General features: G+C 42.3%; 12 protein-coding genes and 1 pseudogene. 7 read left to right on the forward strand and 6 right to left on the reverse strand.

Annotation, left to right across the window (positions count from 1 at the left end):
• Window position 1: 1 nt before the first annotated feature.
• Complete coding sequence (locus tag BDE36_RS10235; RefSeq protein ID WP_141814780.1) at window positions 2–700, reverse strand: hypothetical protein; 699 nt, start codon at window positions 698–700, stop codon at window positions 2–4.
• A gap of 199 nt (window positions 701–899) precedes the next feature.
• On the opposite strand from BDE36_RS10235, the gene BDE36_RS10240 reads away from it, so the two are divergent.
• Window positions 900–1,154, forward strand: a complete 255-nt coding sequence (locus BDE36_RS10240; protein WP_128769092.1) for a YtxH domain-containing protein — start codon at window positions 900–902, stop codon at window positions 1,152–1,154.
• 46 nt (window positions 1,155–1,200) lie between these two features.
• Here the strand turns inward: BDE36_RS10240 and BDE36_RS10245 are convergent, their stop codons facing one another.
• Both BDE36_RS10245 and BDE36_RS10250 read right to left on the reverse strand, forming a co-directional pair.
• Window positions 1,201–2,007: a 5'-nucleotidase, lipoprotein e(P4) family gene (locus BDE36_RS10245; protein WP_141814781.1), complete on the reverse strand. Its 807-nt coding sequence runs from the start codon at window positions 2,005–2,007 to the stop codon at window positions 1,201–1,203.
• Window positions 2,008–2,085: 78 nt separating this feature from the next.
• Window positions 2,086–2,271: a hypothetical protein gene (locus tag BDE36_RS10250; RefSeq protein ID WP_141814782.1), complete on the reverse strand. Its 186-nt coding sequence runs from the start codon at window positions 2,269–2,271 to the stop codon at window positions 2,086–2,088.
• A gap of 245 nt (window positions 2,272–2,516) precedes the next feature.
• Here BDE36_RS10250 and BDE36_RS10255 point away from each other — a divergent pair, with 245 nt between their 5' ends.
• A complete protein-coding gene (locus BDE36_RS10255; protein WP_141814783.1) occupies window positions 2,517–3,914 on the forward strand; it encodes an ATP-binding protein in 1,398 nt (465 codons plus the stop codon).
• On the opposite strand, the gene BDE36_RS10260 is transcribed toward BDE36_RS10255, so the two are convergent.
• Window positions 3,915–4,436, reverse strand: coding sequence for a low affinity iron permease family protein (locus BDE36_RS10260; protein ID WP_128769088.1), 522 nt, complete (start codon window positions 4,434–4,436; stop codon window positions 3,915–3,917).
• A gap of 88 nt (window positions 4,437–4,524) precedes the next feature.
• On the opposite strand from BDE36_RS10260, the gene BDE36_RS10265 reads away from it, so the two are divergent.
• The 5 genes from BDE36_RS10265 to BDE36_RS10285 all read left to right on the forward strand — a co-directional run bounded on the left by BDE36_RS10265 (window position 4,525) and on the right by BDE36_RS10285 (window position 10,872).
• Window positions 4,525–4,986 (forward strand): DinB family protein, encoded by a 462-nt coding sequence (locus BDE36_RS10265; protein WP_128769087.1) that lies wholly within the window; start codon window positions 4,525–4,527, stop codon window positions 4,984–4,986.
• Between the two features lie 232 nt (window positions 4,987–5,218).
• Complete coding sequence (locus tag BDE36_RS10270; RefSeq protein WP_141814784.1) at window positions 5,219–6,274, forward strand: PAS domain-containing sensor histidine kinase; 1,056 nt, start codon at window positions 5,219–5,221, stop codon at window positions 6,272–6,274.
• A gap of 6 nt (window positions 6,275–6,280) precedes the next feature.
• Window positions 6,281–7,873, forward strand: a complete 1,593-nt coding sequence (locus tag BDE36_RS10275) for a M1 family metallopeptidase (protein ID WP_161987593.1) — start codon at window positions 6,281–6,283, stop codon at window positions 7,871–7,873.
• Between the two features lie 235 nt (window positions 7,874–8,108).
• Window positions 8,109–9,164 carry a cellulase family glycosylhydrolase gene (locus BDE36_RS10280; RefSeq protein WP_128769084.1) on the forward strand — a complete coding sequence of 352 codons (1,056 nt, stop codon included), beginning with the start codon at window positions 8,109–8,111 and terminating at the stop codon, window positions 9,162–9,164.
• A gap of 4 nt (window positions 9,165–9,168) precedes the next feature.
• Window positions 9,169–10,872, forward strand: a complete 1,704-nt coding sequence (locus tag BDE36_RS10285; protein ID WP_141814786.1) for an arylsulfatase — start codon at window positions 9,169–9,171, stop codon at window positions 10,870–10,872.
• A gap of 58 nt (window positions 10,873–10,930) precedes the next feature.
• On the opposite strand, the pseudogene BDE36_RS10290 reads toward BDE36_RS10285, so the two are convergent.
• Window positions 10,931–11,400 (reverse strand): annotated as a pseudogene (locus BDE36_RS10290) (DUF4625 domain-containing protein).
• A 107-nt stretch (window positions 11,401–11,507) separates the two neighbouring features.
• Window positions 11,508–12,224 (reverse strand): DUF4625 domain-containing protein, encoded by a 717-nt coding sequence (locus BDE36_RS10295; RefSeq protein WP_128769081.1) that lies wholly within the window; start codon window positions 12,222–12,224, stop codon window positions 11,508–11,510.
• Window positions 12,225–12,280 lie beyond the last annotated feature (56 nt).

Here is a 12,280-nt window from a genome sequence, read left to right on the forward strand (position 1 = left end):
GTTATAATTTGTAGTTAAAATTCAACTGAAGCAGTGGAAGTAGGCGGTATGCGCGAATATTGCGTTGTAATACCGGCTCCTGGGCTTTATTTCCCTCAAGCAGTCCGGTACCTGTAATAGTACTTTTGGGCTGCTGAAGATAGTAAGTGCCCGCGTCGAGATTGAGGTTGAACTTTTTCCTGGGAAAGTTCTTAATAATGCCAAGACCGATATAAGGAGCAAACCCCTTCCAAGTGATATCCATGGTTACATCTCCCAGCATATCGCCGGTAACAGGGATGTCTCCGTAGTGATAAACTTCGCTCGGTTTTATAAATAGATTACCTTCCGCCTGCATGAAATAGGCTGCTCCGGCGACAGCTCTTATTGCCCTGAATTTTTTAAAAGGTGTAATATCTGCCAGTATATGGGCATTTGAAAAGCGGCCCGACAATTTTGAATCAGATTTAAAGTCAGTTCCATTGAAAAGGCCAGACATCGAAAATATTGCTGCAGTAACTCCGGCTCTGCCTGTCAGTCTTTCTGAGAGCTGATACTTAAAATCAAGGCCGGCTCCTGAAGTTCCTAGTTGTAATTGTAATGATTTTTGATTTTTTTCTAACGGATATCTGCCCGATACTTCTCTTTGCTGAGCTGCTGCAGTGCAAAATGCAAATAAACATATTGTGCCTGCAAGAACTCGTCCCCAACTAAATCCCATACTTGTAAAATGATATACCTTTTTACAGAGTTCGCTGGATATTAGTTACATAAACAATAAAAGTATTTGAATTTTATACTTGCCTTCTAAGGCCGGAAAGCATCAGTTCGACTCTCCGAAAGTCAATATTTTAAAATTTTCAACACTTAAGAGTTCTTTTTGTTATACTTACAAGTATTAATTAGTAATCATAAACAGAATGAGCAATCAAACAAAAATTATAGCAGCGTTGCTTGCAGGAGTCGCAGTGGGTGCAGTAGCAGGACTTTTACTTTCTCCGGACAGTGGCGAAGAGAACAGGGAAGAGCTTGCCGGATGGTTTAAAGATATGTACAGGTCTTCAAAAGAGAAAGCCGGTGAGCTTGCCGAAAAGGGAAGAAATGCAGTAAAGTCTGCACAATCTAAAGACTTCGCGTCTGCAACTGACGATGTGGAGAAAACTCTGGGAGTATAAAAAAAGATAAAAAAAAGTAGGGCTTATTCTGTTGGCGGAATAAGCCCTACTCTTTTTGTAATGAATTCTTTATTAACTCTTCTTTTTGAGCCGGGCTCAACTGGTAATTGTATTTAAATATTGCATTCTCCCAATCGCCATATGTTGCGTTAGGCAGTACAATAAAAAGCTTTCCGAAATTCTCTGACTGGTTCTGTGTAACAGCCTGTCTTTCCTGTTCCGGTTTCTTGTCGAACAGGGAGGCGAAGTCGCTAAGGTTGTCGCCTATAAGCAGAATGATTTCGTGTGTTGTTAAAACCGACTTTCTTCTGCTCTCCTTTCCTGAAGTAGCTTGTTTGAGAAGTAAATGTTCGTTATCGGCATTAGGAAAGCCGTACTTCTGAAGATTTTTCAATGTAGCCTCCCTTTCGCGTTCGTCGCGGTTGGTGATATAGAAGACGGTAACCCCTTTAGAGGCGGCGTACTTAAAAAAAGAGTATGAGCCCGGTACTGTGTCGCAAGCAGCCTTACTGGTCCACTTATACCACGCTTCCTGTTCGAAGTCTTTTCCCAGTAAGGCCTGTTGCACGGCGTTTGGACTGTTGTCGAGTACCGTTTCGTCAATGTCTGTTACAATAGCCAGTGGTTTTGGATGGCTTGCGTTTATCGAATTATCAAGGCGCAACTTTGCAACATTATAAGCCTGAAAACACAGGGCGTCATATTCGGCAGCCCGCTGTTGCCATAAACTGGCCCATAGTTTTCCGGATTTGGTGATATCAGTGGATACGCCTTCCGTTTGGCTTATTCTTACGGTACATGAAACTGTTGTAAAACAGAGTGCAGTATAAAGGAGCAGACTTTTGTATTTCATTCTTTGCAGCTAAAGGCGCAAACGTACAAAATCCTTTTAAGAATTTAGTTAAGGCAGGGATTTCAAAGCAATACAGTACTAGTAAGAGGCATTTAATGCCTGTTTATAAGTATTGCTTTCCCTGGCCAGGTTGTCGAATAAGGTTATAATATCGGGTCTTTCTTCTTCTTTCTTTAATTCGATAAGTGTGCGTTCATAGGCCAGAACTCGTTCAGTATTGATTTCGATTAAGCTGCTCAAAACGTCCAGGGTGTTTGATCTCATGCGGCGATAACAATAAGTTAAAGTGTTGAACATCTGCCCGCTTTTTTTGTTTGCGCAATATTAAGTTTCTTTACTACGTGTTTTTCCTTCTTGATTTCGCGTGTTTATACGGAGGCTTACGATATTGATAATATCGTAAGTTTGCGTTAATGCTAATATTTAAAGAAATATTCATTAATACATTTGAAATTAGTTTGCTTCTGTGTATTTTAACTAAAAATTCATTTGCGTGAGTTTTAAACGAAATGTGGAACTATAGTTTTTTTGACTACACCAGTAAACCTACGTACCTGAAATATGTAACCGCATTTCTTTTGGTTGCTGTTGTTACTGTTTTAAAAATTTGTTTGTTTTCGACTGTAGGAGGAGAGACGCCGTTTCTGCTTTATTTTGCAGTGATTATTTTTATCACAAGGTACTATGGAAGCCGACCGGCAATATTTGCAAGTGTTTTAACATCCATTGCGATAAGCTATTTTTCCCTTTCTCCACAAAATGGCTTTCGACTTTCACCTAATGAAGCTCTGCAGATCATCGTCTTTCTTGGTGAGTGTTTCTTTCTGGCAAGCTTAAGCTTTCTCCAGGACAGAGCTTCAGAAAAACTGGATGAACACAGGAGGGTTTTCCAAATCCTCGTGGAAAAGAGTTCAGATTGTATTATGATGCTGAAACTGGACGGAGAGATTGTATATAACAGTCCTTCTGTGGTGGGCGTAACGGGCTACTCAGCCGAGGATTTGCTAGGGAAGCAGCTTTGGTCGCTGCTGATGCCCGAAGAGATTACAAATGTTAAGGAAAAGTTTTACCAGATAGCATCGCATCCGGAAAAAAGCATTCAATTTCTGCACCAGCTTAAGCATAAAAACGGTCATGTCATTTGGATTGATAGCACTATTATTAACCTGATGGAAGAGCCGCTCGTGAAATGTCTTGTCCTGAATTTTTCAAATGTGACAGACAGGGTGGTGCGTGAACGTCAGATGGAGGATTTTATTGGCATTGCTTCGCACGAGTTAAAGACCCCCCTTACAAGCCTGAAGGCGTATACGCAGGTGCTTGAAATGCGGATGAAGAAAGAGAATAATGCAACATCTACTATCCTTGTAAATAAAATAGACAAGCAGATAAACAGGGTTATGGGGATGATATTCAATCTTCTGGATGTTACCAAACTCCAGTCGGGTATTATGAACCTCAACGTTTCGGATTTTGATTTCAATGATCTTGTTTACGAAATAGTGGAGGGGATACAAGGATCGTGCGACAAACATCAGATCGTAACAGATCTTGGTCCCTCGGCGGTTATACACGGTGACAGAGAACGAATAGGGCAGGTGGTAACAAATCTCATATCAAATGCTATAAAGTACTCGCCCGATGCCAGCTCCGTATCTGTTACAACCGCGGTAGAAGATAGCACTTTGAAAATCTTTGTTACTGATTACGGGATAGGGATACCCGAGAATGAGATCAGAAGTGTTTTTGGTCGGTTCTACCGCGTTCAAAGTGTTAGGGAATCATTTCAGGGCCTCGGGCTTGGATTGTTTATTTCTTCGCAGATTGTCGAGAGGCACGGTGGCGAAATGGGCGTCATAAGTAAGGTAAATGAAGGTTCCACTTTCTGGTTCAGTCTTCCTCTATAACTATTCAAAAAAGGAATTTTTTACAATACATTTTTTACAAAGCTGGTTTTGTTTTTTCTTGTTGAGCCTGTTTTCTCTGATTCTGCTCTTGCTCCTTTGCAGCTTTTCGGCTGCGTCTATTGAATGCGACTGATGAATATCGTCTTCTTCTTCGGCAAGGTCGGAAAGCCTTTTATAAAAGTCACGCAGGTTATTCAGTTCATCTTCCGTGAGGTCTTCTATATCGACCATCCTGTTACTGGTATGCCTGTTCGCCGCAATCAATTCATTCAGTTTAAGCTGTACCGCTTTTGAATCTTTGTTCTGTGATTTTTGGATAATAAAAACCATAAGAAACGTGATGATTGTGGTTCCTGTGTTTATCACCAGTTGCCATGTTTCTGAAAAATTAAAGAATGGACCAGACACGGCCCAAACGATAACAATAGCGGCTGCCGTCAGAAAAGCGAAAGAGCTGCCTGTCCATGATGTGATGGTTGTGGCAATATTATCAAAAAAGCCCTGGTTGTCTGATTTCGTCATCTTATGAATTTTTCTTTGTCAGTAACAGCAGAACAGATATTTTGGTTTCTTAATTACAAGAAGGTTGCCTCTTTTGTACATTTGCACCATGCAAAAGTCTCTTGAAATTATAAAGAAAACGAGATTACACCTTCTTGAACTAGCGGGTAGTCTTGATATTGAGCAATTAAACAAAGTGCCTGAGGGCTTTAACAATAACATCATCTGGAACCTTGGTCACCTCGTTGCTGCGCAGCAGGGCGTGTGCTACAACCGTGCAGGCGCAGGTTTGACAGTAGATGAATCTTTTTTTCAGGATTACAAACCCGGATCCAGGCCTGAACGCTTTATAGACCAGGCGGCGGCAGAAGAAATCAAGCGCTTATTATTCTCTACGCTTGACCAATTTGAGCTGGACTATAAGGCCGGTATATTTTCAAATTATACGCCCTGGGTTACCCGTTACGGTGTTAATATTTCTGATATCGATACAGCTATTAATTTTCTTCCATTTCACGAAGGCCTGCACTTAGGTTATGTATTAGCTCAGAAGCGGGTGATCTTAAAGTGATTAAATAATCTGTGGTTTATTTAGTCTTTGCTTAAGTTTTTCAGGTCTCATGAAACTTTCCAGCTAAAGGAGAGTTTTAGAAAGGTAGCGTGAATGAAACCATTTAGCTGCTGATAAAGAAGGCTCCTCATTCGGCGGGGTAGTATGGCCCGTAAATAGAAACCAATTATTTACATTGCGGCGGTTCTATTGTCCAACAGCAACATGTGGTGTAACCATCAATATAAAGTATATGACAGACAGGGTTTTTCAGTCATTAGCAGAACATTCTCCTAATGTTAATTTTGCGTTTGACTTAACATCTGGCAGGTTTAAGTATGTAAATCAGGCGTTTAGGCAATTGTTTAATGCAGAGGACGAAGCTCTGACGCTGGATTATGTACGTTCAAAAATTTCTGCTGCCGATAGAGAATACCTGCGAAAATGTTTGGTTGATTTGATGGAAGGCGTTGTCTACAGGACTATTGAATTTCGCATCGAACCCGGGCTTGAGGAAAGATGGATTCGCTTGTCGCCATTCGTACTCAAATCTGATTCGGGCACGACGATCATTGGTAATGCCACAGACATTACAGACGAGATTGTTAATATTAACACACTAAAGAAATATACAAACAAGAAAAATTCGGTTCTTAATATACTTGCCCACGATCTAAGAGGTTCTCTTGGTATAGCAAACACCCTGACCCAGGCACTTACCAAAGAAGTAACCGACCCTAAGCTCTCTAATTTTATTCAAATCATTACTAAGATACTTAAACAGTCGACCGATCTTATTACGGATCTGACCCAGCGCGAATTCTTTGAAACTGCAGAGGTCGACCTGGTGACACAGCGTGTTGATATTGCGGCTAAATTAAAGGAGGTAATGGATGAATACAGAAAGTCTGAATGGACTACAGAAAGGATATTTAATTTTTCCAGCTCCAATGAAAGCATATTTCTTGAGCTGGATGACAGTAAGTTTATGCAGGTGGTGAATAATTTAATGACCAATGCCCTTAAATTTACAAAAAAGCAAGGTGTGATTTCATTAACAGTTACGGATCAGAAGGATTCCGTACTGTTTACTTTCAGCGATGATGGTATAGGCATTCCTGAAAAGTGTCACGCCGTTCTTTTTGAGAAGTTTACTGAGGCAAGGAGAAAAGGGCTGAACGGCGAACCGACTGTCGGACTTGGCCTATCGATTGTAAAAATGATCGTAGAATGGCACAAAGGGAGGATTTGGTTCGAAAGTAAAGAGAATGCAGGTACTACCTTTTATGTTGAGATTCCCCGTAATTAAATGCTGATGAACAGTAGAATAAAGCTAAACCGATCGGTACTAAGTATATTGCTTGTTTTTATTTTAGGAACCGGTGCGGCCTACAGTCAGGTTGATGTACGTCATTACCGTTTAAATATTTTCCTCAGTGATACAACCGATGAGATCAGGGGATCTGCCGATATTGAAGTGAGGCATTTGCAAGCTTCCGATTCTGTGGTATTTGATCTTACCCGGCGTGATCATTTAGGGAAGGGAATGTTTGTTAGCAGTGTAGTTACAAATAAAACGAAAGAGCCGCTGAGGTTTAGTCAGACTGCTGATAAACTTATTGTATACTCATCATCGAAGAGGGGGACGTCGGTACAATATACAATTACTTATTCGGGCGTGCCTTCAGACGGACTGATCATCTCCGTTAATCAATTCGGCCAGCGTACTATCTTTGCAGATAACTGGCCTAACCGCGCTCATTACTGGTTCCCCTGTATTGATCATCCATCCGATAAAGCGACCGTTGATTTTATAGTGAGGGCGCCTTCGCATTACCGCATAATAGCTAATGGCATTAGGAAAGAAGAAAGGGCAGCTGGCAACAATGAAACCATTACACGATATGAGGAAAACACCCCTATTCCAACGAAAGTAATGGTTATCGGAGCAGCTCCTTTTCTGGTTAGAAACACTGGTAAAGTAAAGGGTATACCAGTGAGCAGCTGGCTGTTCGAGGGGGAGAAGAATGTAACGGCCTATGATACGGCGCCCTTTATACTAACTTTTTTCATTCGCAAAATAGGTCCTTTTTCATATAAAAAGCTTGCCAATGTTCAGTCGAAAACCAGGTTTGGAGGGATGGAGAATGCAGGAGCAATTTTCTATTTCGAGGAGTCGCCTGCTTATCCGGGCGTTGAGAGCCTTGTTGCACACGAAATAGCGCATCAGTGGTTCGGCGACGCTGCAACGGAAAAAGATTGGTCGCATGTATGGTTGAGTGAAGGTTTTGCAACGTATTTGAGCAACGTTTACCTGGAGGATAAATATGGACCAGACTCGTTGAGGAGACTGATGACCCAGCAGCGAAACAAAGTGCTGAAATTCGAAAAAAAGCGCTTCACTCCAATTATCGATCATGTGCAGTCTGACTATATGCAGATTCTGAATGCAAATAGTTACGAGAAGGCTGCGTGGGTACTGCATATGCTTCGCCGTGAGATGGGGGATGCCGCTTTTTGGAAGGCCACCAGGAAATACTACAAGAAATATCGTAATAAAAATGCCGACACTGATGATCTCCTTCGCATCTTTGAGCAGGTAGCTGGTAAAGATCTTGATACTTTTTTCAATCAATGGCTTTACCGTGCCGGGAATCCGAAACTAACCTTGAACTGGCGGTATCGTGCAGATTCAAAAAATCTTATTCTGCGCGTCACCCAGGAACAACCTGAACTTTATCAACTGCCTTTTGAATTCTCTATCCCCGGAGAACCGGGCCTGAGATCTGTACTTCTCAAAGACAGGGTGACTACCGTCGAAGTTCCGGTTGCGAGTGTCCCTGCAAGCGTTATTCCTGATCCGAATGTAAACCTGATGGCCGAAATAAAAGAGGATCCACAGAGATAGCACTTATACGGCGAGAGTACGCTAATTGCCGGCAATTTGCCTCAAAATTGCTATAAATGAGACAAATTTACTATATATTGATCAGAAGAAGAGAGGGGAATTGTTTTACTTTGTTCCACCGGTTCGTTAAAGATTTACGGTTGAATCGGCTGACCTGATTTATTATCGGAACTTAAATTAAAAAACAAAGGAGTAAACAACAATGCTCCTTACTGAACTTACATTTTAAACAATTATGAAACGGATTCTGATTTTCTTCTTACTGTTCTCTGGCTTGACTGTTAGTGCCCGGCAGGGTAGATGGCCGGAGGCTAAAGCAAACCAATGGTATAAAAGCGAGGCCTGGATGACCGGCTGCAATTTTCAGCCTTCTACCGCAATTAACCAGCTTGAGATGTTTCAGAAGGCTACATTCGACCCTGCAACGATCGATAAAGAACTAGGCTGGGCAGAAGGATTAGGGTTTAATACGATGCGGGTATTTTTGCATCATGTGGCATGGACTTCAGACAAAGAGGGTTTTAAAAAGAGGCTGGATGAGTATCTTGCCATCTCTGCAAAACACCATATCAAAACAATGTTTGTGTTTTTCGACGACTGCTGGAACGATAAATACCAGGCAGGTAAACAGCCGGAGCCAAAAGTTGGCGTACATAACAGTGGCTGGTTGCGCGATCCGGGGACAGATATCAGGAACAATCCCGATAGTCTGAAGATGCTTGAGGCATATGTAAAAGACATCCTATCAACTTTTAAAAACGACAAGCGCATCGTGATGTGGGACCTTTACAATGAGCCCGGTAACAATGGCTATATCGACAGGAGCTTACCTCTTTTAAAAGAAGTATTTACCTGGGCCCGGGCTGTCAATCCGTCGCAACCTCTTACTGCCGGAGTATGGAATTATGGAGAGAATTTTAAGAATCTAAATGCTTTTCAGCTCGAAAATTCTGATATAATTACTTATCACCACTATGGTTATGCCGATCCTCATAAAAAGAAGATCGATGATCTGCGTCAATATAACCGCCCGCTGGTATGCACTGAATATATGGCCAGAAGGAACGGAAGCCTTTTTCAAACGATAATGCCTATTCTAAAACAAGAAAAGGTTGGAGCTATAAACTGGGGGTTTGTTTCAGGAAAGACAAACACTATTTACGCATGGGACACTCCCAAACCTGATGGAAAAGAACCTGAACTATGGTTTCATGATATTTACCGGAAGGACGGCTCTGCGTTTAGTGAATATGAAATAAAGGCAATCAGGGAGCTTACCGGCAAAAAGTGATGCTATGAAAAGAGGATTGTTCTTCCTGCCGGTTTTAATTGCATGTATATTAATGCTTGGTGCATTTAAGAGAAAGCAAAAGGTAAAGAAAGCAGTAAAAGACCCACCTCCCAACATTATTGTAATTCTTGCTGATGATATGGGCTTTTCTGATGCCGGTTGTTACGGAGGCGAGATTCATACGCCTAATATTGACTTTTTGGCTAAGAATGGCGTTCGATACACCCAATTTTACAATACATCGAGATGTTGCCCTACAAGGGCGTCGCTGCTCACCGGTTTATACAATCAGCAGGCCGGGATTGGGAAAATGACTGAAGCTGAAGAAGAGCCTGGATATCTTGGCCGTCTTGGGGAGAATACTGTAACGCTGGCTGAAGTATTGAAGTCCGCGGGTTACCAAACTGCTATGTCAGGAAAGTGGCATGTTTCGAATACCATCGTTCAGAAAAATCCAAAGGATCAGCTCGCCTGGCTTAATCACCAAAAGGACTTCGGTGATTTTTCGCCTTTAGACCAGTATCCAACAAATCGTGGTTTTGATAGATTTTTTGGAACTATATGGGGCGTTGTTGACTTTTTCGATCCCTTTAGTTTAGTTAGCGGAACTACTCCAATTAAAGATGTCCCTCCAGATTATTATCATACGGATGCTATCAATGATACAGCAGTAGCCTATATCAATTCCTTTCAAAAGACAGACAAGCCTTTCTTTATGTATGTAGCCGAGAATGCTCCGCACTGGCCACTACAGGCGAAACCTGAAGATATAGAGAAATATAAGGATACTTATAAAGCGGGGTGGGACGCAATCCGGGAAGCGCGTTATAAAAAGATGGTCGGACTTGGGCTTATCGACCCGAAAACGACGAAGCTTCCTGCGAACAACAAAGGAGAAGTAAGCTGGGAAAACAACCCGGATAAAGAGTTTGATGCACGTGCTATGGCTGTACATGCTGCTATGATAGATAGGATGGATAGGGGAATCGGACGTATTATTGACGCTCTGCGAAAAACGGGAAAGCTGGATAACACGCTGATCGTTTTCCTTTCGGATAATGGAGCCAGTCCTGAAAACTGTGCAGCATATGGTCCGGGCTTTGACCGTCCGAATATGACAAGGGACGGTCGTCCGATTGTTTATGCCACAAAAAAACAGGTTCTTCCCGGACCGCAGACTTCGTACGCGTCGATAGGCCCGCGGTGGGCACGTGTAGCCAATACACCATTTAAGTATGCGAAAGCAGAATCATATGAAGGTGGAGTACACACTCCTATGATCGCTTTCTGGCCTAAAGGGATCACTGCAAAGAAGGGAAGTTTCAGCGGTCAGGTTGGCCATGTTATGGATTTTATGAATACGTTCATTGAAGTGTCGGGTGCTAAATACCCCGCGACTTTTAAGGGTAAGAGCATAACACCCTCGCAGGGCATCAGCCTGGTGTCATCATTCACCGGGAAGAAGAGCGGAGGCCATGTAAACCTTTTTAATGAGCACTTCGGCGCCCGGTATGTTCGCTCCGGCAATTGGAAGATGGTATCTCTTAGTAATGATAGCACCTGGCATCTTTATGACCTGGACAAGGATAAGTCTGAAGTTAATGATCTTGCACCTGCAAATCAGGCGAGAGTAAAACAAATGGAGAACCTTTGGAAGCAATGGGCAAAAAGTAATCAGGTGTTTCCAAAACCGGGAAGGAAAGACTGATCTCGCAGGGGATTAGTCTTTCCTTATCTGTATCCGGCGCGGGCGTTCATTTCTGGTACTATTGCAACTTTATGCTCAATCCTTTAATGGTCTGCCAGCCTTCCTTGTCGGTTAGCTTGATCATAAAGTGATAGTCGCCCGGGTCGGCGTCTGCGGGAATTTCTATTTCTGCGGTTGCTTCATAACTTGTCTGCCCTCGGGAATGGAGTAGTCTTTTATAAAAAGGAAGGGTTTGACAGGTGATTTTACTGCTTCAAACTCGCAGTTGCTTATTTCGGTGCTATGCGAATGATGATCAAAATTGTGATGGATATCCAAACTGTAGGATCCTAATGCCAGGTTATCACTAAATCTGGCTTTGAAAGAGAGCTTCTTTCCCCGCTCAATGGTGCTGCATTGTTTTGGAAACGCCTGCGTGGAAGAAATGTCGATAACAGGATATTCAGTGTCTGCTTCAGAGCTCTTACTGCAGTTGCTTAGCAGCATTACATAAAATATGGCGAAGGCCATTAAGGTTAATTTTTTCATAACCAACTATTCGTTGTATAATGGATATTGATATACAACCGTAAGCCATTATCGGCTTACGGTATTTTAAACAAGTTTACTTTGTATGCCGCTTTTGGAGCAAGCCGCTATTTTTTGTCAAAATGTTCTTCAAACTCATTTTCTTTACCCTGCTGGTCTACAATCTTTAGGTGAACGTGATAGTGACCTGCCGGCGCTTCAGTAATGTTAACATGCTTGTGGAAATTATAGGTCGTTTGCCCAATCATGGCGGCATCTGTAAATTCGAATTCTTTTTCCCACTCAGCTCCGTGTACCTCAACTACTACTTTGGCTATCTTGTTAATCGCGCTGATCACAGCTTCCAAATGCAGGTCTGTACCGGCTGTATTTGGCGACACTTCCAGGCCAGTGGCCGAGGGTAATGAAGGATCAAATTTTATCTCAAGATCAGATTCAACTTCAGTTGATTGACCAAGTGCGTCGGTTACACTTAAATGTACATGGTAATGTCCCAGCGGAGCCTCAGCCGGGATGTCAATATGCTTGTGGAATTCTGCATTCTTTAATCCGGAGAAACCCTCTGTGTACTCTTGTTCGTATGACCAGCCCTCGCCCGATTGGGGATGAATTTCAAGTTTTACGCTTGCAATGATTGCGGGGGCCAGTATCTCTGCTTCGATGTGAATGTCGCTACCCGGATAGGCAGTCTTATTGTTGCCTGTGCCAATTTCAAGATTGTTTAAGGAAGGTGCCGGAGTTGTTTCATCTTCGTCTTTCTTACATGACGAAATAAATATTAATGATATAAACAGAATGATAGACGATTTTAAAGAAATTTTCATGTTGTTGTTGTTTTAGTATTAAGCAGATCCCGGCCGTCAAATATGGCCGTACTATT

It is taken from the genome of Arcticibacter tournemirensis, from assembly GCF_006716645.1.
Taxonomy (GTDB): Bacteria; Bacteroidota; Bacteroidia; order Sphingobacteriales; family Sphingobacteriaceae; genus Arcticibacter; species Arcticibacter tournemirensis.